Source organism: Ruegeria sp. N8 (assembly GCF_056531325.1).
In genome coordinates, this window is sequence record NZ_JBQFLQ010000002.1 from 146,566 (window position 1) to 170,703 (window position 24,138).

24 protein-coding genes are annotated in these 24,138 nt (G+C 58.7%); 10 read left to right on the top strand and 14 right to left on the bottom strand.

Features of this window, described 5'->3' with window-relative positions:
- The first annotated feature begins 12 nt into the window (after positions 1–12).
- Positions 13–138, top strand: coding sequence for a hypothetical protein (locus tag ACR0C5_RS04775; protein ID WP_269149758.1), 126 nt, complete (start codon positions 13–15; stop codon positions 136–138).
- Positions 139–1,011, top strand: a complete 873-nt coding sequence (locus ACR0C5_RS04780) for a substrate-binding domain-containing protein (RefSeq protein ID WP_480874934.1) — start codon at positions 139–141, stop codon at positions 1,009–1,011.
- Here ACR0C5_RS04780 and ACR0C5_RS04785 read toward each other — a convergent pair.
- From ACR0C5_RS04785 to ACR0C5_RS04825, 9 genes are all read right to left on the bottom strand, one after another.
- Positions 1,008–1,826, bottom strand: a complete 819-nt coding sequence (locus ACR0C5_RS04785; RefSeq protein WP_480874936.1) for an ABC transporter substrate-binding protein — start codon at positions 1,824–1,826, stop codon at positions 1,008–1,010. The two genes, ACR0C5_RS04780 and ACR0C5_RS04785, sit on opposite strands and share 4 nt — an antisense overlap.
- 20 nt (positions 1,827–1,846) lie before the next feature.
- Positions 1,847–2,581 (bottom strand): ATP-binding cassette domain-containing protein, encoded by a 735-nt coding sequence (locus ACR0C5_RS04790; protein ID WP_480502985.1) that lies wholly within the window; start codon positions 2,579–2,581, stop codon positions 1,847–1,849.
- Positions 2,574–3,287 (bottom strand): ABC transporter permease, encoded by a 714-nt coding sequence (locus ACR0C5_RS04795; protein ID WP_170769471.1) that lies wholly within the window; start codon positions 3,285–3,287, stop codon positions 2,574–2,576. The genes ACR0C5_RS04790 and ACR0C5_RS04795 overlap by 8 nt, the downstream gene beginning before the upstream one ends.
- A gap of 152 nt (positions 3,288–3,439) precedes the next feature.
- Positions 3,440–4,429, bottom strand: coding sequence for an ABC transporter substrate-binding protein (locus tag ACR0C5_RS04800; RefSeq protein ID WP_170769470.1), 990 nt, complete (start codon positions 4,427–4,429; stop codon positions 3,440–3,442).
- A 53-nt stretch (positions 4,430–4,482) separates the two neighbouring features.
- The gene (locus ACR0C5_RS04805) at positions 4,483–5,328 is read right to left on the bottom strand and encodes an ABC transporter permease (RefSeq protein WP_480874939.1); all 846 of its coding nucleotides are present in this window, start codon (positions 5,326–5,328) and stop codon (positions 4,483–4,485) included.
- On the bottom strand, positions 5,325–6,257 hold the full coding sequence (locus ACR0C5_RS04810) for an ABC transporter permease (RefSeq protein ID WP_170769468.1): 933 nt from the start codon (positions 6,255–6,257) through the stop codon (positions 5,325–5,327). The genes ACR0C5_RS04805 and ACR0C5_RS04810 overlap by 4 nt, the downstream gene beginning before the upstream one ends.
- Before the next feature lie 24 nt (positions 6,258–6,281).
- Positions 6,282–7,079, bottom strand: coding sequence for an ABC transporter ATP-binding protein (locus ACR0C5_RS04815; protein WP_170769467.1), 798 nt, complete (start codon positions 7,077–7,079; stop codon positions 6,282–6,284).
- Between the two features lie 54 nt (positions 7,080–7,133).
- Complete coding sequence (hydA, locus tag ACR0C5_RS04820) at positions 7,134–8,588, bottom strand: dihydropyrimidinase (protein ID WP_170769466.1); 1,455 nt, start codon at positions 8,586–8,588, stop codon at positions 7,134–7,136.
- A 92-nt stretch (positions 8,589–8,680) separates the two neighbouring features.
- Complete coding sequence (locus ACR0C5_RS04825; protein ID WP_480874942.1) at positions 8,681–9,931, bottom strand: Zn-dependent hydrolase; 1,251 nt, start codon at positions 9,929–9,931, stop codon at positions 8,681–8,683.
- A gap of 171 nt (positions 9,932–10,102) precedes the next feature.
- Here ACR0C5_RS04825 and ACR0C5_RS04830 point away from each other — a divergent pair, with 171 nt between their 5' ends.
- Together ACR0C5_RS04830 and ACR0C5_RS04835 are read left to right on the top strand one after the other, a co-directional pair.
- Positions 10,103–10,711, top strand: a complete 609-nt coding sequence (locus ACR0C5_RS04830; protein ID WP_480874943.1) for a TetR family transcriptional regulator C-terminal domain-containing protein — start codon at positions 10,103–10,105, stop codon at positions 10,709–10,711.
- A gap of 34 nt (positions 10,712–10,745) precedes the next feature.
- Positions 10,746–10,970 carry an N-(5'-phosphoribosyl)anthranilate isomerase gene (locus ACR0C5_RS04835; protein ID WP_480874946.1) on the top strand — a complete coding sequence of 75 codons (225 nt, stop codon included), beginning with the start codon at positions 10,746–10,748 and terminating at the stop codon, positions 10,968–10,970.
- A gap of 48 nt (positions 10,971–11,018) precedes the next feature.
- Here ACR0C5_RS04835 and preA read toward each other — a convergent pair whose 3' ends face one another.
- From preA to ACR0C5_RS04850, 3 genes are all read right to left on the bottom strand, one after another.
- The gene (gene preA, locus ACR0C5_RS04840; RefSeq protein ID WP_170788509.1) at positions 11,019–12,323 is read right to left on the bottom strand and encodes an NAD-dependent dihydropyrimidine dehydrogenase subunit PreA; all 1,305 of its coding nucleotides are present in this window, start codon (positions 12,321–12,323) and stop codon (positions 11,019–11,021) included.
- A 44-nt stretch (positions 12,324–12,367) separates the two neighbouring features.
- Positions 12,368–13,702: an NAD(P)-dependent oxidoreductase gene (locus ACR0C5_RS04845; protein WP_170788508.1), complete on the bottom strand. Its 1,335-nt coding sequence runs from the start codon at positions 13,700–13,702 to the stop codon at positions 12,368–12,370.
- Positions 13,703–13,862: 160 nt separating this feature from the next.
- The gene (locus ACR0C5_RS04850) at positions 13,863–14,495 is read right to left on the bottom strand and encodes a cupin domain-containing protein (RefSeq protein ID WP_480874949.1); all 633 of its coding nucleotides are present in this window, start codon (positions 14,493–14,495) and stop codon (positions 13,863–13,865) included.
- A 157-nt stretch (positions 14,496–14,652) separates the two neighbouring features.
- Here ACR0C5_RS04850 and ACR0C5_RS04855 point away from each other — a divergent pair, with 157 nt between their 5' ends.
- The 3 genes from ACR0C5_RS04855 to ACR0C5_RS04865 all read left to right on the top strand — a co-directional run bounded on the left by ACR0C5_RS04855 (position 14,653) and on the right by ACR0C5_RS04865 (position 17,727).
- On the top strand, positions 14,653–15,648 hold the full coding sequence (locus ACR0C5_RS04855) for a hypothetical protein (RefSeq protein ID WP_480875695.1): 996 nt from the start codon (positions 14,653–14,655) through the stop codon (positions 15,646–15,648).
- A gap of 72 nt (positions 15,649–15,720) precedes the next feature.
- Entirely contained in the window at positions 15,721–17,013 is a 1,293-nt protein-coding gene (locus ACR0C5_RS04860; RefSeq protein WP_170769459.1) for an O-acetylhomoserine aminocarboxypropyltransferase/cysteine synthase family protein, read from the top strand.
- A 3-nt stretch (positions 17,014–17,016) separates the two neighbouring features.
- Complete coding sequence (locus tag ACR0C5_RS04865) at positions 17,017–17,727, top strand: GNAT family N-acetyltransferase (protein WP_480874952.1); 711 nt, start codon at positions 17,017–17,019, stop codon at positions 17,725–17,727.
- A gap of 2 nt (positions 17,728–17,729) precedes the next feature.
- Here ACR0C5_RS04865 and ACR0C5_RS04870 read toward each other — a convergent pair whose 3' ends face one another.
- Entirely contained in the window at positions 17,730–18,425 is a 696-nt protein-coding gene (locus ACR0C5_RS04870) for an SIMPL domain-containing protein (RefSeq protein ID WP_170784450.1), read from the bottom strand.
- A 258-nt stretch (positions 18,426–18,683) separates the two neighbouring features.
- Between ACR0C5_RS04870 and ACR0C5_RS04875 the strand changes: the two genes are divergently transcribed.
- On the top strand, positions 18,684–20,489 hold the full coding sequence (locus tag ACR0C5_RS04875) for a hypothetical protein (RefSeq protein ID WP_480874956.1): 1,806 nt from the start codon (positions 18,684–18,686) through the stop codon (positions 20,487–20,489).
- A gap of 46 nt (positions 20,490–20,535) precedes the next feature.
- Here ACR0C5_RS04875 and hppD read toward each other — a convergent pair whose 3' ends face one another.
- Positions 20,536–21,633 (bottom strand): 4-hydroxyphenylpyruvate dioxygenase, encoded by a 1,098-nt coding sequence (gene hppD, locus ACR0C5_RS04880; RefSeq protein WP_480874959.1) that lies wholly within the window; start codon positions 21,631–21,633, stop codon positions 20,536–20,538.
- Positions 21,634–21,779: 146 nt separating this feature from the next.
- Between hppD and ACR0C5_RS04885 the strand changes: the two genes are divergently transcribed.
- Both ACR0C5_RS04885 and ACR0C5_RS04890 read left to right on the top strand, forming a co-directional pair.
- Positions 21,780–22,235, top strand: coding sequence for an Lrp/AsnC family transcriptional regulator (locus ACR0C5_RS04885; protein ID WP_480503000.1), 456 nt, complete (start codon positions 21,780–21,782; stop codon positions 22,233–22,235).
- 14 nt (positions 22,236–22,249) lie between these two features.
- Positions 22,250–24,130 (top strand): monovalent cation:proton antiporter-2 (CPA2) family protein, encoded by a 1,881-nt coding sequence (locus tag ACR0C5_RS04890; RefSeq protein ID WP_170788501.1) that lies wholly within the window; start codon positions 22,250–22,252, stop codon positions 24,128–24,130.
- Positions 24,131–24,138: the final 8 nt, after the last annotated feature.

A 24,138-nucleotide genomic window follows, 5' to 3' on the forward strand; every position in this document is an offset into this window, starting at 1 on the left:
CCGGAGGAGACAATGAAAGCCTTTCTAGCCGCCGTCGCCGCGATGGTCGTCATCGCGATCGCCGCCCCTGCTGTCCTGAACCAGATCGGATTCAGCGCAGCGGACGCTGGGACCGGATCAGCAGTGCGCCTGGACTGAATGCCCGAGTATCTGACCACCAAAGAACTGGCCGATCTGCTGCGCATCGGCGAGCGTAAGGCCTATGATCTGGCGTCTTCGGGCGAGGTACCCTGCGTGCGCGCGATGGGCAAACTTCTATTTCCCCGTTCCGAGGTTGTCGCCTGGTTGAATGCTTCACGCTCGGGTCCTCAGGTTGAAGATCCGCCCTTGCCTCCGATTGTGGCGGGCAGCCATGACCCACTGTTGGACTGGGCCTTGCGGGAAAGCGGCTCGGGGTTGGCGACCTATTATGACGGCTCGTTTGACGGGCTGAACCGCCTAAAGGACCGTACCGCACAGGCGGCCGCGTTGCATATTCATGAGGCGGAAGGGTTCAACACCCAAGCCCTGCGCGATCATCTGGGCGAAGCATCGGTTGTTCTGTTTGAAATCGCCCAACGCCAGCGCGGTTTGTTGCTGGCCCCCGGCGTGTCTGATATCCGGAGCTTCGCAGACCTCAAAGGCAGGCGCGTGATCCTACGGCAAGGCTCTGCCGCCAGCCAAAGATTGTTCGACGCGCAGTTGGAGCATCACGGTATGATCCGCGCGGATCTGGACGCCCTGCCCACTTGCGCCCGCACAGAGGAAGAACTGGCCATCGCCCTGCACGACAGCAAGGCCGAGGCCGGTTTTGGTCTGGGTGCGCTGGCGGGTCTCTATGATCTGGGCTTTAGCCCCACCCATACCGAGCGACTGGACCTTGCGATCTGGCGGCGCGCCTATTTCGATGACCCAATGTTGAAGCTGTTGGCCTTTGTTCAATCCGATCGCTTCGCGGCCCGCGCCGCCGAGTTCGGAGGGTACGACCTAGGCGGGCTGGGCACAATTCACCACAACGGCGCTAGCGGTTAAGACCCGTCGGCGTTGGGGAAAAACAACTGTTCTCCATCCAGTTCGTAGGACGCAATGGCCGCTTGCCCGTCCGGCCCGGTCAGCCAGTCGATAAACCGCTGACCCGCCGCTGCCCTTACGCTTGGGTGTTTTTTCGGGTTCACCAGAATGACGCCATACTGGTTGAACAGGCGCGGGTCGCCCTCGACCATGATCTCAAGCTCGCCCCGGTTGCCAAAGGATTGCCATGTTGCCCGATCGGTCAGCACATAGGCATTCATCCCGCTGGCTACGTTTAGCGTTGCCCCCATGCCGGACCCTGTCTCACGATACCACGCACCAGATGCGCCCGTCGGATCTAAATTGGTCGCCGCCCAATGGCGCATCTCGGCCTTGTGCGTCCCGCTGTCATCCCCGCGCGAGGCAAAGGGGGCTTCGGCCTCGGCCACGGCGGTCAGGGCCGCAACAATATCGTCGCCGTCCTTTACTTTGGCCGGGTCCGATTTGGGGCCGACCAGCACGAAGTCATTATACATCACGTCAAACCGCTCAACGCCCCAGCCATCGGCGACGAACTGTTCCTCGGCGGGTTTGGAGTGAACCAGCAGAACGTCTCCGTCCCCGTTCACAGCGTTTCGGATTGCCTGTCCAGTACCGACGGCCACAACGCGCACATCGATTCCGGTTTCAGCCTCGAACCCCGGCAGGATATAGTCCAACAGGCCCGAATTCTGCGTCGACGTGGTGGATTGCACAACGATGAACGGGGCCTCGGCCCACACAGGGGCCATCAAGCCAAGCGATACCAATGCAGCCCGAAGAAAATCTCGGATCATCCAGATCTCCATAGTTTGAGTTAGGTCACCAGCCCACCAGCAAGATAACGACGCGCGGCGTCGCTTTGCGGGGCGTCCAAAACTTGTCTGGCAACCCCGTGTTCAACCACATGGCCGCCTTGCATCATAACGACATCCACTGCAAGGCGACGCGCCTGACCGATATCATGTGTCACCATGACAATCCGCACCCCCCGTCGCGAGGCGCGCTGGATCATGCGTTCGATCATCTGCGTAGCACTCGGGTCCAAAGCACTGGTGGGTTCATCCAAAAACAACGTCTCAGGCTCCAACGCCAGAGCACGCAGGATGGCTAGCCGCTGTGCCTCCCCCCCCGACAAAGAGCGCGCGGATTGCCGTCCTTTTCCGTCGAGACCGCCCTCGGTCAGCAAGTCTTCGATCCGGGCTTTGCGCTGGCCCCAAGACAGGCCCTGACGCTTCAGCACAAAATCCAGATTGGCCGCGACCGAGCGGCGCAACAGCACCGGCTGTTGAAACACCATCGCCTGCCGGGATTTGTGCTCGCCGGACAAAGGCACGCCGTCCTGTTCGATCCGCCCCCGGTCAGGCGCGATCAAACCATGCAAGCAACGCAGCAACAGGCTTTTCCCCGCCCCGTTCGGCCCAAGGATCAGCGTCGGCCCGGGCCCGTCCAAAGACAAATGCGCAACGTCCAGAAGGACCTTTCCCTTGCGTGTTATCTTCACGTCCCGGACTGTCAGGCTGCTGGCCATGTCACACACCAGATCACGCATGGCGCAACCCCTCCTGCTCGGCGCGCAGGCTGACGGTGCTGACCATGGCGTTCACCGCCACCGCAATCCCGATCAGGATCGCGCCCAAGGCCAGCGCCAGCGCCAGATTGCCTTTCGAGGTTTCAAGCGCGATGGTCGTCGTCATCACCCGCGTCACATGGTTGATGTTGCCGCCAACGATGATCACCGCGCCCACCTCGGCAATGGCACGTCCGAACCCGGCCAACAGCGCAGTCACCAGCGCCAGGCGTGCATCCCACAGCAGCACCGGCACCGAGGCTAAACGCGACACCCCGAGCGAGCGTAGCTGTTCCGAATATTCCTCGGCCAGCATCTCGATCACTTGCCGGGTCAGCGCGGCCACAATAGGTGTCACCAGAACAACCTGCGCGATGATCATTGCGGTCGGGGTATAGAGCAACTCCAGAACACCCAGCGGCCCGGATCGGGATAACATCAGGTAGACCAACAAGCCCACAACAACCGGCGGGAAGCCCATCAGAGCATTCATCAGCACGATCAACATCCGCCGTCCCGGAAAGCGCGCAACGGCTAATGCCGCGCCCACGGGCATCCCGATCAGGGCAGAAATCAATACAGCGAAGACGGAAACTTTGAGCGACAACAGCACAATCGCCCACAGCTCTGAATCCCCTGTCAGGATCAGACCCAAGGCTGAATTGAATTCTGATGCAAATCCTTGCATAATTTTCCATCCAGTCGCGATTTCGTATGAAATGCGATAATTTACAAAGGAATACTAAGTCATTTCCCGGCTAAGTACACACACTTTTCCGACATCAGAAACGCAAAACGCGGCCCCAACCGGGGCCGCGCTCAATTCGGTTTAAACCGGGCTTAGTTCAGCGCTGCGTCGGTGATCTTGTGGGTCCACGCCCCCTCAGGCTGTTGGGTGATGACCGGATCAGAACCACCGGCCAGCAGAGTACCCACGGTCCGCTCAAAATCCGCCGGATCCAAAGCGCCGTTCGACCCTGCGGTCAACTTGGCGATCTCACCCATCATGCGCTTTTGGTGTTTTTCGGTCTGCGCTCCGGTCGCGTCATTGTCCAACACGATCTCGGCGGCCTCATCCGGGTTCTCCTCGGCGTATTTCCAGCCTTTCATCGAGGCACGGACGAACCGTTCCATCTTGTCGACAAAGGCTTCGTCGCTCAGGTTTTCTTCCAGTACGTAGAGGCCGTCTTCAAGCGTGGCGACACCCTGATCTTCGTACTTGAAGGTCACAAGCTCATCGGGATTTACGCCCGCGTCGATCACCTGCCAGTACTCGTTATACGTCATGGTGCTGATGCAATCGGCCTGACGCTGCAACAGAGGATCAACGTTGAAACCTTGCTTGAGGACCTCAACCCCACTCTCGCCCTTGCCGCTAGTGTCGATGCCTAGCTGGCTCATCCAGCTCATGAAGGGGAATTCGTTGCCAAAGAACCAGACACCCAGCGTGCGGTTCTTAAGGTCATCCGGTGATGCAATACCGGCATCCTTCCAGCAGGTCAGCATCATGCCCGAGCTTTTAAATGGCTGCGCGATGTTCACCAGCGGCAGACCCTTTTCACGTGCGGCCAGCGCAGCAGGCATCCATTCGACGGTCACATCCGCGCCGCCCCCCGCGATCACCTGAGTTGGAGCGATGTCGGGGCCGCCGGGCAAAATGGTAACATCCAGCCCTTCTTCCTCGTAGAACCCCTTATCGGCGGCCACATAGTAGCCCGCAAATTGCGCCTGCGTGACCCATTTCAGCTGCAATGTCACCTCATCGGCGGACCATGCGGCACCGGCGGTCAGGCCAAAGGCGGCAACCGCCCCGCTGAGTAGCTTTTTCATCTTCATGTCTCCTAGTTGCTGTTTATGCCCCGTTGTCGGGGTCTGTTGAATTCCTATCCTCGTTGCGACGGATGCCAGAAGGTCACCGCCTTTTCCGCCGCCGCGACAAGGCCATAAAACACGGTCCCGGCCAGCGCGGCTACGGCGATCTCGGCCCAGACAAGGTCGATCGACAGGCTGCCGACGCCGGTCGAAATCCGAAACCCCATGCCCCGTGTGGGTGAACCGAAATACTCGGCCACAATCGCCCCGATCAAAGCAAGCGTGGTTGCAATCTTCAACCCATTGAACACAAAGGGCATCGCCGCTGGCAAGCGCAGTTTCCGCAAGGTCTGCCAATACCCGGCCGCATAGGTCCGCATCAGGTCACGCTGCATCGCATCCGCTTCGCGCAGGCCCTGCACGGTATTCACCAGGATTGGAAAGAACACCATGACCACGACAACCGCCGCTTTCGAGTGCCAATCGAACCCGAACCAACTGACCAGAATTGGCGCGATCCCGACAATGGGCAGCGCCGCCGCGAAATTCCCGATGGGTAGCAGACCACGCGTCAGAAAAGCCGAGCGGTCAATGGCAACCGAACAAGCAAAAGCCGCAGCACACCCGATCACAAATCCCGTCAGCGCGCCCTTGAAGACGGTTTGCTTGAAGTCTTCCCACAAAATGCCGGACGATTGTACAAAGGCTGTCCCCACATCTGAAGGTGGCGGCAGGATAACCGGCGAAACACCCAGCCCGCGCACCAGCCCCTCCCAAAGCACCAACAGCGTGATGCCAAACAGAACCGGCACAAAAATGCGCGCTGCACGGGTTTTGCGATAGGACGAGATGGCCAGCCGGTAGTTCACGAACCAGGCCAAGCCCCAGAACAGCAAAGCAAAGGATAGCCAGGTCATGCGTTCAACCCCATCCGGCGCAGGGCCAGTCGCTGCAGCAGATCCAACAGTGTCACCAGCAAGCCCGCCAGAATGGCGGCAGCCAGCAGGGCCGCCCAGATGGCCAGAGGCGTTCCGAACTGGTCTCCGATCAGGATTCTGGCACCAAGACCTGACACAGCCCCCGTCGGCAACTCGCCCACAATCGTGCCAACCAATGCAGCCGCGATCCCGACCTTGAGCGACGTGAACAGATACGGCACCGAGGATGGCAGCCGAAGTTTAAAGAACCCCTGCGCGCCCGAGGCGTTATATGTCTTCAACAAATCCAGTTGCGGCAGCGATGGCGACCTTAGCCCCTTCACCATCCCCACCAGCACCGGGAAGTAACACAGATAGGCCGAGATTACCGCCTTGGGCACCCCGCGCCCCTCGATCCCTAGCTGAGAGCTGACGACGATAATCATCGGCGCCAGCGCCACAATCGGGATGGTCTGGCTTATAATCGCCCATGGCATTAGGCTCATATCCGCGACACGTGAATAGACGATGGCCACGGCCGCCAAAATGCCCAGCGTTGTCCCAAGCAGAAAACCCCACAGCGTGGATTTCAGCGTGATTCCAGCATGGTAGATCAGCGACCGTTTCGAGAATGCACGACCCTTGGCCACCATCTCACCGGTCGTTTTCCACAGCTCCTGCCCAACCTGTCCGGGGGTCGGCAGCCGTGGGCGTTCCAGCGCATAGCCGCCGGAAATCGCTCCGGGGTTTGACGCCATCAGAACCCAGACCGAAGTCTCTCGCCGTTCGCGCGACGTTTCAGGTGTCACTACCTGCCCCGCGCGCTCGGCCTGATCCAGCGAAATACGAATGTTCATCGGGGCCACTGCTGCGTACCACAGCGCGACAATTGCCGCGAGCACCACCAAGATAGGCACCAAGTTCTTCATCGCGCGTCCCGCAGTCTGGTTGCCTTAGTCATCATAGGAATGCCCCGCCCGCAGCCCTTCGCGCACGCGATGTGCAACCTCGATAAATTCCGGCGTGTCACGAATATCCAAAGGCCGCTCTTTGGGCAGAGGGCTGTCGATCACATCGGTGATCCGACCGGGCCGAGGGCTCATAACCACGATCTTAGTGCTGAGATAGACTGCTTCGGGGATCGAGTGCGTCACGAAACCGATGGTCTTTTCAGTCCGCGCCCATAGCGCCAGAAGCTGCTCGTTCAGGTGATCGCGTACAATCTCATCCAGAGCGCCAAAGGGTTCGTCCATCAACAGGATATCGGCATCAAACGCCAAGGCCCGCGCGATACTGGCCCGCTGCTGCATCCCGCCCGAAAGCTGCCACGGAAATTTTCCACCAAACCCTTCCAGATCAACAAGTTCCAGAACTTTCTTCACGCGCTCTTCTTGCTCTGTGGCGGTATAACCCATGATCTCGAGCGGCAATTTGATGTTCTTGGAGATGGTCCGCCACGGATACAGCCCCGCGGCCTGAAACACATATCCATAGGCGCGCTTGCGCCGCGCCTCGTCAGGGGTCATGCCATTGACGGTCAGCGTTCCCCCGGTCGGCGTCTCGAGAGCTGCGATACAGCGCAAGAAAGTGGTTTTGCCACAGCCCGAGGGGCCGATAAAACTGACGAAATCCCCCTTATCGATGGTCAGGTTCACGTCTTTCAACGCGTGGATCGGACCGTCATTGGTTTGGAAGGTGAGATCGAGTTGCCTTGCCTCGATCACACTCTGGGTCGTGCTTTCTGTAGTCATTCCATTACCTTGAAAAGGTTTCGCTTTGGGGCCCCCAGAGGACACCCCCGCAAATCACACACCCGTCGCTGGAATACCCGTCCGCTCGACCGGACGCGGCGCGGTCAGCTCTTTCCAGGTACTCAGCGCTTTGTTCACATGGGTATTGGCCTCGCGCGCCACAAATTTCCCATGTCCTTCCTGTGTCTGGATCTCACCATCATGAACAGCAATCGAACCACGGGTTAGCGTGAACCGGGGCAACCCGCGTACTTCCTTGCCTTCAAACACGTTGTAGTCGATCGAAGACTGCTGCGTTTGGGCTGAAATCACCTTGGCTTTGTCCGGGTCCCACACAACGATATCCGCATCCGCGCCAACCAAAATGGCACCCTTTTTCGGATAGCAATTCAATATCTTGGCGATGTTTGTCGAAGTTACTGCCACAAATTCGTTCGGCGTCAGCCGCCCGGTGTTTACTCCATGAGTCCACAGCATCGGCATCCGATCTTCCAGCCCGCCTGTCCCGTTGGGGATCTTGGTAAAATCGCCCACGCCATATCGCTTCTGCTCGGTAGTAAAGGCGCAATGGTCGGTGGCCACTACGCTCAGCGTGCCCGATTGCAAACCATTCCACAGACTGTCCTGATGCTGCATGTTCCGGAACGGAGGGCTCATGACCCGCCGCGCTGCATGCTCCCAATCATGGTGGAAATATTCGCTTTCATCCAAGGTCAGGTGCTGGATCAAAGGCTCGCCCCACACCCGTTTGCCCTGCATCTTGGCCCGGCGAATGGCCTCATGCGCTTCTTCGCACGAGGTATGAACTACATACAAAGGCACGCCCGCCATATCGGCGATCATGATGGCGCGGTTTGTCGCTTCACCTTCGACCTGCGGCGGGCGGGAATAGGCATGCGCCTCAGGCCCTGTATTGCCCTCGGCCAGCAGCTTAGCACTCAGCTCGGCCACCACATCACCGTTCTCGGCATGCACCATCGCGGTACCGCCCAACTCGGCCAGACGCTTGAACGAGGCGAACAACTCATCATCATTCACCATCAACGCACCCTTATAGGCCATGAAATGCTTGAAAGTGTTGATCCCGCGCGTCTCGATGACAGTCTTGATGTCATCAAACACCTGCTCACCCCACCAGGTCACCGCCATGTGGAACGAATAGTCACAATTCGCCCGCGTCGATTTATTGTCCCAACGCTTCAGTGCATCCAGCAGGCTTTCCCCCGGATTAGGCAGCGCAAAATCCACCACCATCGTGGTGCCGCCAGCCAAAGCCGCCCGGGTTCCGCTTTCGAAATCATCGCTGGAATAGGTGCCCATGAACGGCATCTCAAGATGCGTATGCGGATCAATCCCGCCCGGCATCACATAGCAACCGGTCGCGTCCAGTTCCTTATCACCTTTCAGATCCTGACCGATTTCGGTGATCACGCCACCTTCAACCATCACATCCGCCTTGTAAGTCAAATCGGCGGTCACAACGGTTCCGTTCTTGATCACAGTGCTCATTTCAATCTCCCTGTGGCGGTCTGCGCCGCCTGCTTCATCTGGCCAAAAATATCCCGGGGGAGTCGCCCACCGGGCGATGGGGGCAGCGCCCCCTACTCCACGATCTCAGCCGTCTCGACGACCGCATGCAACAGAACATCAGCCCCTGCCGCAGCCCAATCTTTGCTGATTTCCTCAGCTTCGTTATGGCTCAACCCATCTACACAAGGGCACATCACCATCGCCGTCGGCGCGACCCGGTTGATCCAGCACGCATCATGCCCGGCACCTGAGATGATATCAGTATGCGAATACCCCAGCCGCTCGGCCGCGTCGCGCACAGCCGCCACACAACCCTCATCGAACATCACCGGATCAAACCCACCGACCTTCTCGAACTCGATCTGCAAGCCCATTTCTTGGACAATGTCCTCCGCTGCAACGCGTAGGCGCGCCTCCATATCATGAATCACGTCCAGATCGGGCGAGCGAAAATCGACCGTAAACACCGCCTTGCCAGGGATCACATTCCGCGAATTCGGGAACACATCGATATGCCCCGCCGCCCCAACGGCATGGGGCGCATGGGACCAGGCAATCTCGTCCACTTTCTCAAGAATCCGCGCCATCGCCAGACCCGCATTCTTGCGCATCGGCATCGGGGTCGAGCCGGTATGGGCATCCTTGCCGGTCACCGTGATCTGGGTCCAACTCAACCCCTGACCGTGGGTGACAACACCAATGTCCTTACCTTCCGCCTCAAGAATGGGTCCCTGTTCAATATGTAGTTCAAAGAAGGCATGCATCTTGCGCGCGCCCACCTCCTCTTCACCACGCCAACCGATCCGCTGCAATTCATCGCCAAAAGCCTTACCCTCAGCATCTTCACGCGCGTAGGCCCAATCCTGCGTGTGCATCCCGGCAAACACCCCCGAGGACAACATAGCGGGCGCGTAGCGTGTCCCTTCCTCATTGGTCCAGTTCGTAGCCACTATGGGATGCTTTGTCTTGATCCCCAAATCGTTCAACGTTCGGATGATCTCCAAACCGCCAAGAACCCCCAAGACGCCGTCGTATTTCCCACCTGTCGGCTGAGTGTCCAAGTGCGAACCAACATAAACCGGCAAAGCGTCGGGATCTGTTCCCGCTCGGTGAGCAAACATATTGCCCATCTGATCCAAGCCAATGGAGCAACCCGCATCCTCACACCATTTCTGAAACAAGGCGCGGCCTTCAGCGTCCTCATCGGTCAGGGTCTGGCGGTTATTGCCGCCCGCAACACCGGGGCCGATCTTGGCCATCTCCATCAAGCTGTCCCACAACCTGTCGCCGTTGATCCTGAGATTCTGCGCCGGAGCTGCCATCTTGTTCTTCCCTGTTGCTTGCGATTTGGCTCGCTTTTGGTGTCTTGATTTGACCATCTGGTCAAACTCACGCTATCACGGGTTCGAGATCAGTCAAGAAATTGCAGGACGCCATTCGATTTTTTAGCCGATCCAGCGCCCACCTGCCGGAAAATGAGACAATCTGTTAATATGCCCAAAGACCGCACCCCTACCAGAATTCAAAAAAAGAACCGTGCAGCGATCCTCGAAGCAGCGCTGAACGTGTTTTCATCCCATGGTTTCCGTGGTGCAACCGTAGACCAGATTGCCACCGAGGCAGGCCTGAGCAAGCCAAACCTGCTGTATTATTTCCCGACAAAAGAGGCTATTCACACCGCGCTCCTGTCCGGTCTGCTGGAGACTTGGCTCGCCCCTCTGCACGAACTGGATGCCGATGGCGACCCGATGGAGGAAATCCTCGCCTATATCCGACGCAAACTGGAAATGAGCCGCGATCTGCCGCGCGAAAGCCGCCTATTCGCCAACGAGCTCGTGCAGGGCGCGCCGCGCATTCACGACTCGCTTTCAAGTGACCTCAAGACCTTGGTGGATGAAAAAACGGCGATTCTTGTCGGCTGGATGGATCAGGGGAAAATAGCGCGACTTCATCCATATCACCTTGTCTTTTCGATCTGGGCGCTGACCCAGCACTACGCCGACTTCGACGTACAGGTTCGTGCGATTTTGGGGCACGAAGATCCCTTTGAAGGCGCGGAACCTTTTGTAGAAACGCTCTACCGGAAACTCCTCACGCCTTAAGGTCCGGTTAAACAAGTTACGGCAGCATATGCCCATGATTATCGTTCGCCCCTATCCCGATCCCTGGCTCGACCAATTGTTTTCCACCAAATCCGCGCAGCGCGGTGCGGTCGTGCGCCGGTCCACGAGCTGGGTGGAAAGAGAAGTGGGGCATGAGACGTTTCAGCAAGAAATAAGGCGGTGTGGATACCACCTGATCCGCACCGCCAACCAATATATCGTGATCTGCCACAACGGCCCCATCGACATTTTGTTCTGAGAAAATTCGTCGAATTTTCTCGTCCAAGATTTTTTGACGAAAAATCTCCTATTCCGCAGCTTTCGCCATCGGGTTGTTCGGATGTGACGTCCAATTGGCGTAGTCAGGCTGCACTTCCCGTCCGGTACGCGGATCAATTTCGCCCGCATTCATCGGGACCATCGAAATGCACCCATCCACCGGGCACACATCCACGCATAGATTGCAGGCGACACATTCGTCATCCATCACCTCGAACACACGATCATCAGACATGGAAATTGCCTGATGGCTGGTATCCTCGCAAGCGGCATAGCAGCGGCCACATTTGATGCACTGATCCTGATCGATCTTGGCCTTCGCCACATAGTTCAGGTTCAGATATTGCCAATCCGTCACGTTCGGCACGGCCAGACCAACAATCTCCGAGACGTCCTTATACCCCTTCTCGTCCATCCATTTGGACAGGCCCGCCGTCAGTTCATCAATAATCTTGAACCCATAGGTCATCGCAGCCGTACAGACCTGAACGGTGCCACAGCCCAAGGCCATGAACTCGGCCGCGTCACGCCATGTGGTCACGCCACCGATACCGGAGATCGGCAGACCATGCGTTGCTTGTGCCCGCGCAATCTCTGACACCATCGACAGAGCGATCGGCTTCACCGCCGGACCGCAATAGCCGCCATGGCTACCCTTGCCATCAATCGAAGGCTCAGGGCTGAACGTGTCCAGATTGACGCTGGTGATCGAGTTGATCGTGTTGATCAGCGACACCGCATCCGCGCCACCATTCTTTGCGGCCTCGGCGGGTTTGCGGATATCCGTGATGTTGGGTGTCAACTTCACGATCACCGGACGGTCATAGTGTTTCTTGCACCACCGCGTGACCATCTCGATATATTCCGGGACCTGTCCCACAGCCGATCCCATCCCGCGCTCGCTCATGCCGTGGGGACAGCCGAAGTTCAACTCGATCCCGTCAGCACCAGTTTCGGCAACGCGTGGCAGGATGGCTCTCCAAGCCTCTTCCTCGCACGGCACCATGATCGAGGCGATCAGCGCGCGGTCCGGGTAGTCGGCCTTGACCCGGGCCATCTCTTCCAGGTTCACCTCAAGCGGGCGATCAGTGATCAGTTCGATGTTATTCAGCCCTAGCAGCCGCCGATCCGCGCCATAAATCGCACCGTACCGAGGCCCGTTTACGTTCACGACCGGAGGGCCCTCGGCCCCCAGCGTTTTCCAGACCACGCCGCCCCAACCGGCCTCGAAGGCGCGGCGGACATTGTATTCTTTGTCAGTCGGCGGCGCCGAGGCCAGCCAGTACGGGTTCGGGCTTTCTATACCCAGAAAATTTGTCTTTAAATCAGCCATTTATTCGGCCCTCCTGATGCTGATCAGCATCCAAAATCACAGTTTCACGCCGTCAGTTTGGCGTGGATGTCCATTGCTGCATCGCGACCCTCGGCCACAGCGGTCACGGTCAGGTCTTCACCACCAGCCGCGCAGTCACCCCCGGCCCAGACACCCGCCATCGAGGTCCGACCCGCGCCAGTGACGGCGATCTTGTTGCCATCCAGCGTCAGCCCTTCGGGCGCGCCTTCCAGCGTCTGACCAATCGCTTTCAAAACCTGATCCGCAGGCAGGCGGATCACTTCGCCCGTCCCGGTCAATTGACCGCCCTCGCTCGAGGTATATTCCAACTCAATCTCAGCCGCGGCGCCGTTTCCGTGCACAGCCACAGGCTGCACATTGGCCATGATCTTGACCCCATGCGAGGCCGCAAGGTCCTGCTCGTACCGGCTGGCCCCCATAGCATCACGTCCCCGGCGATAAGCGATAGTGACATGTTCCGCCCCTAGCAGCTTGGACTTCACCGCCGCGTCCACGGCGGTCATGCCACCGCCGATGACGACCACATTGCGCCCTACCGGCAAGTCAGTCAAATCACTAGCCTGCCGTACATCCGAGATGAACTCGACCGCAGCCCGCACGCCATCTATATCAACGCCACCCGCGCGCAGAGCGTTCACTCCGGCCAAGCCAATGGATAGGAAAACTGCGTCGTAATTTGCTGACAAGCCCTCCAGAGAGATCGTGTCGCCCAGAACCGAACCTGTCTCGATCGTGATCCCACCGATCTGCATCAGCCAATCCACCTCGGCCTGCGCGAAGTTGTTGGTCGATTTATAGGCCGCGATCCCATATTCGTTCAGGCCGCCCGGCTTGGGCTTGCTTTCGTGAATAACAACCTCATGCCCCAGCATCGCCAGCCGGTGTGCGCAGGCCAGACCTGCAGGCCCTGCCCCAATCACCGCAACGGTTTTGCCGGTCGAATCGGCACGTACAAACGGATGCGCCCCGTCTGCCATAACACTATCGGTTGCATAACGCTGCAAACGCCCAATCTCGACCGGAGCGCCCTCAGCTGCCTCGCGCACACAGGCTTCTTCGCACAATGTCTCGGTAGGACACACACGGGCGCACATGCCGCCCAGAATATTTTGCGCCAATATGGTCTCACCCGCCGCTTTGGGCTGACCGGCCTGAATCTGCCGCATGAACAACGGAATATCGATATCCGTCGGACAGGCTGTCACACATGGCGCGTCATAGCAAAAGTAGCACCGATCTGCTGCCACGGCGGCCTCATGCGCGGCCAATGGCGGATGCAGATCCGTGAAATTCGAGGTCAGCTCATCGCTGGAAAGCCGCCCGGAGACAATGCCGGGGACCATCTGGCCCTGTGCCATCGCTCTACTCCCTGTAGATATGGTTGTTGTACTCTCAGCTTGCCACAGTCTGAAATTTTATCAATTGGTAAAATTTGCCAAATGGTCAAAAAATTAAAAAACCGGGCTCGACGGCCCGGTTTTCAGAAAATACTGCCTAAAATTAAAGCGTCGCTGTCGGTCAGACCATGCCAGAGAGGTGCCCAGACTTGATCCACACGCGGGCACCATCGGTCCCGGCGGTCGCAACAGACTGGGTTTCCGGCGGCAGTCGAAGCCAATCCCAGGCCGAGAATTCCTCATCTTCTTCTGAAACAGACCCTTCGATGACGAACAGCTCCAGCCCTTGCTCTGCATCCAGGTTCAGCGATTCACCGGCGGCGAGGCTCAGGACTCTGACATCCTCTTGGGCATCCTTGAACAGTTGCAGTTTCTCTGCCCCGTTGATCGATCGCCGCACCTCAGTCCGATCCGCTGGATCGAACTGATGCAGCTTGACCAGAATCGTCGCGCCTTCCTTGGCCGAAGGCGTATGCGACGAGGTCGGCGGGTTGCGCACGTAGCTGCCCACCGGGAAATCCCCGGTTTCATCCTGAAAGACACCTTCAAGAACCAGATATTCCTCACCCCCATCATGGGTGTGCGCGGCAAAGGCGCTGCCCGGAGCAAAACGCACAATCGTGGTGGCGCGGGCGACCTCCTCACCGATACGGTCCAGCATCTTCCGCTCGACCCCGGCGGCAGGGGATTGGACCCATTCGTTCTGATCAAAGTGAACGGCGACGCGTTTGGTGAAATCTGCGTTGACCCTCATTTGAGATATCTCCTGTTTCGGCATCTTGGCATAAGATGGGGGCACGGTCTCGGTTTTCAAATTTTGCGCCTCAAGGTGGAGTTCACATCTGGTTTTGCCCGCCGCCCCTGCGTAGTGTGCCGTCAACCGAAATACTCCAGTGATTGACCGGACACCGATGCAGGCCACCCCCAAGACATTCAACATCGTCCTCATCGGACAAAACAACCGCCTGCAATACGAGTCGCTACTGTTTGCCACCTCACTCCGTCACAGCAGCCCCGACTTTGCCGGTCGTGTGTTCGTCGCCGTGCCCCAACCCGGCCCGCTTTGGTCACAAGACCCCAGCATTCAGAACGAAGATATCCTGAACGCGCTGCGCCAGTTGGATGTCGAGATATTGCCCTTCGACTCCCAGGTATTTGGCGAAAGCTATCCCTACGGCAACAAAATCGAGGCTTTGCTGGCCCTTCCCGAGGGTGAGCCCTTTGTGTTCTTCGACAGTGACACGCTCATCACCGGTGATCTGAACACTGTCCCCTTTGATTTTTCCCGCCCAAGCGCTTCGCTGAAGGTCGAGGGGACATGGCCCCGCCCGACCCTCTACGGCCCCGGTTTCGACGGAATTTGGCGGGCGCTCTACCAGCGGTTCAGCCTGGATTTCGACAGTTCGCTGGATACCAGCCAACCGCATGACTACTGGCGTCGCTACCTGTATTTCAACGCAGGCTACTTCTTCTATTCCTGCCCGCGCACGTTTGGGGAGCGATTCCGTGACTACGCGCAGATCATACGTGACGAAGATATCCCCGAACTGGCCGGTCAGGTGCTGGACCCCTGGCTGGATCAGGTGGCGCTGCCGCTGGTCGTTCATTCACTGGGCGGAGGGCGCGACGCCCTGCCCGCTGGCCTGTTGGACGGCTCTGTCACTTGCCACTACCGGCTGTTTCCGCTGCTCTACGCCCGCGAAAGCGATCATGTGGTCGAGGTACTGGAAACTGTGGCGGCCCCGAACCGGATCAAGAAAGTGCTCAAGGGCTATGACCCGATCCGCAAACTGGTGATTCAACGCAAAGGTCACAAAATCCGCGCGATGTTTGATCGCGAGAACCTGCCGCAACGTGAACAGGCTATCCGCAACAAGATCAAGGCCAAGGGATTGTGGATGCGCTGACTGCATTGTTGTGCGCACGCCCCTGATCGCCTAGAGATTCTGCAACACATATACGAAAGGGAGATTTCAACCATGTCTGACGGCCCCACTTATGGCTTTGACACGCTTCAGATTCACGCAGGCGCCCGGCCCGATCCGGCCACAGGCGCACGCCAGACGCCGATCTATCAGACCACGGCCTATGTCTTCCGTGACGCCGACCACGCGGCCGCACTGTTCAACCTGCAAGAGGTGGGCTTCATCTATTCCCGCCTGACCAACCCCACCGTCGCCGTGCTGCAAGAGCGCGTGGCAACGCTTGAGGGTGGCGTGGGCGCTGTCTGCTGCTCGTCAGGTCACGCGGCGCAGATCATGGCGCTGTTCCCGCTGATGGGACCGGGCTGCAACGTTGTGGCCTCGACCCGCCTGTATGGTGGCACGGTCACGCAGTTCAGCCAGACCATCAAACGCTTTGGCTGGTCGGCCAAGTTCGTCGATATGGACGACCCCGAGGCGGTAAAGGCCGCGATTGACGAAAACACCCGCGCTGTATTCTGCGAATCCATTTCGAACCCCGGTGGTTACGTCACCGATATCCGTGCGATGGCAGATGTTGCGGACGCGGCGGGCATTCCGCTGATCGTCGACAACACCTCGGCCACGCCATACCTGTGCCGCCCCATCGAACAGGGCGCGACGTTGGTGGTGCATTCGACCACCAAATACCTGACCGGCAACGGAACCGTCACAGGCGGTTGCATCGTGGATTCGGGTAAGTTCGACTGGTCGGCGAATGACAAGTTCCCTTCGCTCAGCGAACCCGAACCCGCCTATCACGGGTTGAAGTTCCACGAGACTTTCGGGCCGCTGGCCTTCACCTTCCACGGTATCGCCATCGGTCTGCGCGATCTGGGCATGACCATGAACCCACAGGCGGCGCATTATACGCTGATGGGGATCGAAACCCTGTCGCTGCGGATGGAGCGTCACGTTGAGAACGCGCAGAAGATTGCGGCCTGGCTCGAAGCCGATGACCGGGTGGATTACGTGACCTATGCGGGCCTACCCTCGTCCCCCTACCACGACCGGGTCAAGGCGCAGTACAAGAAAGGCGCCGGTGCGCTGTTCACCTTTGCAGTCAAAGGCGGCTATGATGCCTGCGTCAAGCTGGTGAACGCGCTGGAAATCTTCAGCCATGTTGCGAACCTCGGCGATGCGCGCTCGCTGATTATCCATTCGGCCTCGACCACGCACCGGCAGTTGACCCCCGAACAGCAAGAAGCTGCAGGGGCAGGTCCCGGCGTTGTACGTGTCTCGATCGGGATTGAGGATGCAGATGACCTGATCGCTGATCTGGATCAGGCTCTGTCCAAAGCCACCGCCTGAATGATGACGGACCACCGAACCAACGCCTTTGGCCAACCCATCGGCGCGCCGGTGTCGGGTGAGTTTCCACGCCCGATGCCCCCCCGCACCGATATGCCGGGGCGGTTTTGTTCAGTGGTTCCTTTGGATGCGAAACAGCATACATCCGGCCTCTACCGGGCGTTTGCGCAGGACGAAGACGGTCGGAACTGGACCTACTTGCCAGAAGAGCCGATCACATCCGAGCCCGCGTTCTCGGACTGGATGAAACAGGCCGAACGCAGCGCGGATCCGATGTTTCACACTGTTCTGGACGCAACCGGCACCCCGGTTGGCCACGCAACCTATTTGCGTATCACCCCCGACGCCGGCGTCATCGAAGTTGGCTATATCCATTTCTCACCCTTGATGCAGCGCACGCCCATGGCGACCGAAGCGATGTATCTGATGATGCGGCGGGTTTTCGACGAACTGGGCTATCGCCGGTATGAGTGGAAGTGCGATGCGTTGAACGCGCCGTCGCGCAGCGCGGCCGAGCGGCTGGGCTTCACCTTCGAAGGAATCTTCCGGCAAGCAACCCATTATAAAGGACGCAACCGGGACACCGCGTGGTATTCGATTCTGGACAGCGAATGGCCCCGTATTCGATCGGCTTTCGAGGCATGGTTGACCCCTGAAAACTTCGACCAGACGGGCCAGCAGCGCCAGTCACTGCAAGCCCGCGCATCACGCTGAGCTTACTGGGAAATCCCAAACTCCATCGTGACATTGACCGAGACCGAGACCTCGCCTCCTGCCACCGGAATTCCACCTGCATCCGCCGCCGCGAATTCGCGCATCTGGGCCGCAGGCCGGATGCCGCCGACCTGCTCGCTGATCTGCTGAACAGGGCCCAGTGTGACCGTGGCTGCCTGCGCCAGTTGCTCGGCCTTGGCTGTCGCCTCGGCCACGGCTTTGGCACGCGCCTCAGCCTCCAGCGGTTTGGGGTCTTGAATACCAAAGCTGAGACCGCCGAAATCATTGGCCCCGTCTTGGATGACCGCATCCATCACTGCGCCCAACTGCGTCAGATCACGCACCCGCACAAACACGCGGTTTGAGGCTGAAAAGCCCGAGATTTCAGGCCGTTCTCCAGCTTGGTTGCCACGGCCCGCCCAGACCGGTGACAGTGACAGATCGCGGGTCTGCACATCGCGCGCGTCGATCCCCATCTGGTCCAGCCGTGCCAGGATTTGCGACACAGCATCTGACGTGGCCTTCATCGCAGCAGCGGCCTGCGCATTCTCATTGGTAACGCCCAGAGTAATGGTGGCCATGTCCGGTTCAGCCAGCACAGTGCCTGCTGCGCTAACGGTGATGCGACGTTCTTCCGCATGGGCTGCGCCAACCGCGGTTGCGGCCATCAAGGCCGCCAGAAAAGCGAATTTCTTCAAGGTCTTCCCTCCGATTTCGTTACTGTCAAGATGGGGTGGCAAGGGTCTGCCGAACAAGGGGGAAACCCGGCTTTTTCTTTCCCTCGGCAAGATCCTGCTTTAATGTCGGTCTGCGGACGGGATGCCTGTCTGTTTTGACCCTGATAACTATGGTTCGTCCGGCTTATGAAACCTGCCTTTGAGCTGATTTTTTCGTCTACCGGAATCTCTTTGCACCATTTGGCCAACAATGACTCATTTTGGCTTGGTGATGTGTTCGTGGATGAGCCGGATCTGGGCGCGCAGCTTGCCACGCTACGCGACAAGGCCTTTGCGCTTGAGACGCAGCTGAGCTGTACGCTGGTGCTGCCGAAAGATCAGGTACGCTATCTGGCTGTCGACGCCGATGGCGCGAACGGATCTGTTGAGTCGGCTCTGACAGGCGCGACGCCCTACACACTGGACGAACTGGTCTATGATTCCGCGACAAGGGACCAGATCATTCACGTCGCCGCTGTGGCGAAACAGACGCTGACCGAAGCCCGCGAGTTTGCCACTGAACATGGATTCGTACCGGTTCAGATCACGGCACCAACCGATGGTGAAGACTATCCCGAAGCGCCTCAGTTCCTGTCACCCGAGCCTATCGCCGCACCCGTTCCCGACACTCCACAACCAGCTGTGCATGTCATAGCGGCCTCTCCCGCTGCTGCGGATTTCCGGTCGGTCCCTGAAGCCGAGACTCGGTCCATTCCGTATGCAGCGAACCTGACGCAATATACGGTTCCCGCAGCAGTCGCAGGTGTTGCAGCGGTGGCCATTTTAGTCTGGGCGCTTGGCGGCAGTCCCGACGACGAAGTCCAAGAGACGGAAATCGCCCAAATCGAGGTTGATCCCGAGATTGCGACCGCCCCGCCTGAACCATTGGAATCTGTGGAGGCCGATCCGGATGTGACGGACTTCGAGGAACCCGAACCAGATGAACCGCGCGCGACAGAAACGGTCGTAAGTGACCCCGTTGAAATAGAAACCGCCGCGTCCGAACCAATTCCGGCCCCTGTCGAACCAGAAGAACCTGAGCTTTCCGCCACAGATGTCGCCATCCTCGAGGCGCTGAAAGTGGCGCCCACTGTTGTTGAACCGATCGCGCCCGAACCTGAGCCGCAACCGCTGCTGCCTGCTGTGCGGTTTGAAACACCTCAGCCCCTGAACAGCCCCGTCGCTGTTGAGGCCGAAGATATCTATCTGGCCTCCATCGACCCGTCGGACCTGTCTCGCGACGCGGTTGCCCTGCCGCAAGTCGCAAGGTTTGACACCGATCTGGAATTCGACCCGGTCGCGCAACCATCGGCTGCAGGCACTCGATTTGAGTTGGACGAGCGCGGCTTGGTGACACCCACTGCCGAGGGCACGTTGAACCCGGACGGCATTGTCGTCTATCTCGGCCGCCCGTCGAAAGTACCCCCGGATGTCCCCGTGCGGTTCGAGGAAGAGCCTGTCCCTGATGAGGCGACATCGCGTCTGGCCGAGCTGCGGCCAAAGCCGCGCCCCGAGAACCTGATCGACCAGTTCGAGCGCCAGCAGCTTGGCGGGCGCACATTGCAGGAATTGGCAGTCTTGCGCCCCAAACTGCGACCTGCATCCCTGAAGCCGCCAGAGATTGACTACACACCCACCGCACTGGCCGTAGTTCGCGTCCCGCGCCCTAAACCGCGCCCTGCCGGGGCAGCTCGTAGCGCGCGTGTTAACACTGTGAATTTGGGATCGACCGCCGCCGTTGCGCAATCCGTTGACGAGGCGGAGTCCTTCCAGCCCAAAGCGGTCGCGCCAAAAATCCCGTCCTCTGCTTCGGTCGCGCGGCAGGCGACAATCGATAACGCGATCAACCTGCGCAAGCTGAACCTGATCGGAGTCTATGGGACGCCCGCCAACCGACGCGCCTTGGTGCGTCTGCCCAGTGGGCGCTACAAGAAGTTGAAAGTCGGAGACAGGCTGGACGGCGGCAATGTGGTGGCGATTGGCGATTCCGAACTGCGCTATCAAAAACGCGGCCAGAACGTAACATTGCGGCTGCCCAGAAGTTGATCACCGGGGGCGCAGGCCGCCCCCGAGATCAAGTTAAGACACAGGATCAATCGGCTGAAATTTCACCGGATTCGATTTGTTCGCGCTCGATGGATTCGAACAGAGCCTGGAAATTTCCTTCACCAAACCCGTCATCTCCTTTGCGTTGGATAAACTCGAAGAAAATCGGGCCGATCACGGTTTTCGAGAAGATTTGCAGCAAGATCCGGGTTTCGCCCCCGTCCAGCACGCCCTCGCCGTCAATCAGAATACCGTGTTTCATCATCCGGTCCAGCGGCTCTTCATGGTCGGCCACGCGGTCCTTGGACATGTGGTAATAGGCTTCGTTCGGGCCCGGCATAAACTTCAGACCCTTTTCGGCAATCGCATCGGTCGAGGCATAGATGTCCTCGCTGCCGACCGCGATATGCTGAATACCCTCGCCTTTGTATTTCTTGAGGTAGGACACGATCTGGCCCGTCTCGCCCCGGTCTTCGTTGATAGGAATGCGGATACGGCCGCAGGGGGATGTCAGCGCGCGGCTATAAAGCCCGGTGAACTTACCCTGAATGTCAAAAAAACGAATCTCACGGAAGTTGAACAAATCGCCGTAAAATTTGAACCACTTGTCCATATTTCCCTTGTAGACGTTGTGGGTCAGGTGATCGAGGTAATAGAACCCGTCGCCGCGCGGCTTGGACTGTTCGGTCCATGTGAATTCCTGATTATAGGGCGAGGTGTCGTAATATTGGTCGATGAAATAGATCAGCGATCCGCCAATCCCTTTGATCGCAGGCACATCCATCGTTTTATCTGCGGCGTCATAGGGCTCGGCGCCTTTGCTGACTGCATGCTCAAAAGCTTTTTGCGCATCCACAACACGCCAGCCCATCGAAGGGGCGCAAGGGCCATGTTCTGCGACGAACTTGGCGGCAAAGCTCTCGGGATCAGCATTGAGGATATAGGTCACGTCGCCCTGCTGCCACAGCTCGACAGACGGCTTGTCCTTGTGGTGGCCGACCAACTCAAACCCCATCTTGGCGAACAGGTCGCGCAGTTCCTGCGGCACGGGGTGGGCGAATTCAACGAACTCGAACCCGTCAGTTCCGGCCGGATTTTCCGGGCTGATGGCAGATTTCGGGGCGTTATGCGGGAAGGGTCCCATGGCGCGTCTCCGTAAAAACAGGAATTTCTTTGCTGATTCCAAAATAAGTCTTATTCGGCGCTGTTTCTGCGCATTGTTTTCGGGTAAACTAAGTTCAGATGCGAAATATTCGCACGTTTTGATGATTTTATGAGGAATTTGCGCAGGTGTTGGATTCAATAGACACACGGCTTTTGTCGGCGCTCCAGACAAATGCGCACCTGACGGCCCATCAATTGGGTGAGATGCTGAACCTGTCGCCCAGTCAGGCCGGACGCCGCCGTCAACGGCTCGAGGCCGAGGGGTATATCACCGGCTACGCCGCGCGGCTGGACCCACTGAAGTTGGGCTTGCAGGTGCAAGGTTTTATCCAGGTACATTTGGGCACCCATGGCCCCGAGCAATCCGAAAGTTTCGCCCGTTTGGTTGACACTCGACCCGAGATCACCAGCGCCTGGACGATGACCGGCGAGGCTGACTATCTGCTGCATGTCTATTGCGACGATCTTTCCGCGCTCAATCGCTTGCTTCATCAAGTGATACTGCCGCATCCTGCGGTGGCACGGGTGCAAAGCCAGATCGTGATGGACCAACTCAAGCGCGATGCGCCCCTGCCCACCTGACCCGAGAGGATAATATGGACGATTTCCTATACCAGGCTTCGATCTATCTGGCGGCTGCCGTGATCGCTGTGCCCTTATCGGCGCGCCTGGGTCTTGGGTCGGTATTGGGATACCTGGCCGCCGGTATTGTCATCGGTCCGATGTTCGGACTGGTGGGGGCCGAGACCGAAAGCCTGCAACATGTTGCCGAATTCGGTGTTGTCATGATGCTGTTCCTGATCGGGCTGGAACTGGAGCCTCGCGCCTTGTGGGATATGCGCGAACGGCTACTGGGTCTTGGTGGGCTGCAGGTTCTGTTGTCCACTGCGGTGATTGCCTGCGTGGCCATGTATGCCAACCACCCGTGGTCGGTGGCGCTAGCTGTCGGGTTGACCCTGTCATTGTCCTCAACCGCGATCGTGCTGCAAACCCTGTCGGAAAAGGGGTTGATGCAGACAAATGGCGGCCGAGCGACGTTCTCAGTTCTGTTGACGCAGGATATTGCGGTGATCCCGATGCTGGCCTTGCTGCCTCTGCTGGCGCTGCCTGCGGTGCCTCACATCCAGAATGACGGATCCATCGAGCGGGGAGCGGCAGACCTGCATGACAAGGCGCATCACAGCCTGTCTCTAGTGGATGGGCTGCCGGGCTGGGCGGTAACGCTGGTGACACTAGCCGCCATCGCTTTCGTCATCCTTGCCGGTATCTACCTGACCCGCCCCTTGTTTCGCTTCATCCATGCCACCCGCCTGCGCGAGATGTACACGGCGCTGGCGCTGATGATCGTCGTGGGGATTTCCTTCCTGATGACGTTGGTCGGCCTTTCGCCCGCCCTTGGCGCGTTTCTGGCGGGTGTAGTTCTGGCAAGTTCGGAGTTCCGCCATGAAATGGAAAGCGACCTGGAACCGTTCAAAGGTCTGTTTTTGGGGTTGTTCTTTATCACCGTGGGGGCCGGGATTGATGTCGCCTATTTCTTCAACGACCCGTTTGATCTGATAGGCCTCGCCCTTTTGGTCATTCTGGCCAAAGGCATCATCCTGTTTCTGGTTGGCCGTGCCTTCAAACTGCGCGGGCGCGATCATTGGCTATTCACCTTGGGTTTAGCGCAAGCGGGTGAATTTGGCTTTGTTCTGCTGGCCTTCTCAACACAGCAAAACGTCATCCCGCCCGATCTGTCACAAAAGCTGCTGATGATCATCGCCCTTACAATGTTGATTACGCCACTTTTGTTCATCATCTACGACCTGCTCTCGCGCCGGATCAGCGATGGCGGACCCGTCCCCGAACCCGATGAGATCGACGAGAAAGGCCCGGTGATCATTGCAGGTATCGGTCGGTTTGGTCAGATTGTGAACCGGCTGGTGCGTGCCAGCGGGTTCAAGACAATCGTTCTGGACCACGATATCGAAACCATCCAGCTGATGCGTCGGTTTGGCGTCAAAGGGTTCCTGGGCGATCCCACCCGCCCAGAACTGCTGCGTGCCGCCGGGTTAGAGAAAGCCTCGGTTCTGGTCGCTGCGATGGATGACCCCAAGACAGTCACGCGGCTGGTCAGCTTCGCCCGCCGCCAGCGTCCCGACCTTCATATCGTCGCCCGCGCTCATGACCGAACCCATGTGTACGAGCTGTATCAGGCCGGGGCCAATGACATCGTGCGCGAGATGTTTGACGGATCGCTCCGGGCTGGACGCTATGTGCTCGAGAATATCGGCCTCAGCGACTACGAGGCGGCGCAGGCCGAGCAGACCTTTTACCACCACGACCGGACCGCTGTTCGGGAATTGGCCGAACTGTGGATCCCCGGGATGCCCACCGGTGAGAACAAGAAATATATCGATCGGGCCCGGCAGCTTGAAAAGGACTTAGAGACCGAGCTGTTGGAACTGGCCGAGAAACACGCCCAGAAATCAGCCTGACCGTTCCC

Bases quoted from the DNA above. Each gene is read 5' to 3' on its own strand.
- ACR0C5_RS04775 (WP_269149758.1), top strand. From the start codon at position 13: ATGAAAGCCTTTCTAGCCGCCGTCGCCGCGATGGTCGTCATCGCGATC.
- ACR0C5_RS04780 (WP_480874934.1), top strand. From the start codon at position 139: ATGCCCGAGTATCTGACCACCAAAGAACTGGCCGATCTGCTGCGCATC.
- ACR0C5_RS04785 (WP_480874936.1), bottom strand. From the start codon at position 1,826: ATGATCCGAGATTTTCTTCGGGCTGCATTGGTATCGCTTGGCTTGATG.
- ACR0C5_RS04790 (WP_480502985.1), bottom strand. From the start codon at position 2,581: ATGCGTGATCTGGTGTGTGACATGGCCAGCAGCCTGACAGTCCGGGAC.
- ACR0C5_RS04795 (WP_170769471.1), bottom strand. From the start codon at position 3,287: ATGCAAGGATTTGCATCAGAATTCAATTCAGCCTTGGGTCTGATCCTG.
- ACR0C5_RS04800 (WP_170769470.1), bottom strand. From the start codon at position 4,429: ATGAAAAAGCTACTCAGCGGGGCGGTTGCCGCCTTTGGCCTGACCGCC.
- ACR0C5_RS04805 (WP_480874939.1), bottom strand. From the start codon at position 5,328: ATGACCTGGCTATCCTTTGCTTTGCTGTTCTGGGGCTTGGCCTGGTTC.
- ACR0C5_RS04810 (WP_170769468.1), bottom strand. From the start codon at position 6,257: ATGAAGAACTTGGTGCCTATCTTGGTGGTGCTCGCGGCAATTGTCGCG.
- ACR0C5_RS04815 (WP_170769467.1), bottom strand. From the start codon at position 7,079: ATGACTACAGAAAGCACGACCCAGAGTGTGATCGAGGCAAGGCAACTC.
- hydA (WP_170769466.1), bottom strand. From the start codon at position 8,588: ATGAGCACTGTGATCAAGAACGGAACCGTTGTGACCGCCGATTTGACT.
- ACR0C5_RS04825 (WP_480874942.1), bottom strand. From the start codon at position 9,931: ATGGCAGCTCCGGCGCAGAATCTCAGGATCAACGGCGACAGGTTGTGG.
- ACR0C5_RS04830 (WP_480874943.1), top strand. From the start codon at position 10,103: ATGCCCAAAGACCGCACCCCTACCAGAATTCAAAAAAAGAACCGTGCA.
- ACR0C5_RS04835 (WP_480874946.1), top strand. From the start codon at position 10,746: ATGATTATCGTTCGCCCCTATCCCGATCCCTGGCTCGACCAATTGTTT.
- preA (WP_170788509.1), bottom strand. From the start codon at position 12,323: ATGGCTGATTTAAAGACAAATTTTCTGGGTATAGAAAGCCCGAACCCG.
- ACR0C5_RS04845 (WP_170788508.1), bottom strand. From the start codon at position 13,702: ATGGCACAGGGCCAGATGGTCCCCGGCATTGTCTCCGGGCGGCTTTCC.
- ACR0C5_RS04850 (WP_480874949.1), bottom strand. From the start codon at position 14,495: ATGAGGGTCAACGCAGATTTCACCAAACGCGTCGCCGTTCACTTTGAT.
- ACR0C5_RS04855 (WP_480875695.1), top strand. From the start codon at position 14,653: ATGCAGGCCACCCCCAAGACATTCAACATCGTCCTCATCGGACAAAAC.
- ACR0C5_RS04860 (WP_170769459.1), top strand. From the start codon at position 15,721: ATGTCTGACGGCCCCACTTATGGCTTTGACACGCTTCAGATTCACGCA.
- ACR0C5_RS04865 (WP_480874952.1), top strand. From the start codon at position 17,017: ATGACGGACCACCGAACCAACGCCTTTGGCCAACCCATCGGCGCGCCG.
- hppD (WP_480874959.1), bottom strand. From the start codon at position 21,633: ATGGGACCCTTCCCGCATAACGCCCCGAAATCTGCCATCAGCCCGGAA.
- ACR0C5_RS04890 (WP_170788501.1), top strand. From the start codon at position 22,250: ATGGACGATTTCCTATACCAGGCTTCGATCTATCTGGCGGCTGCCGTG.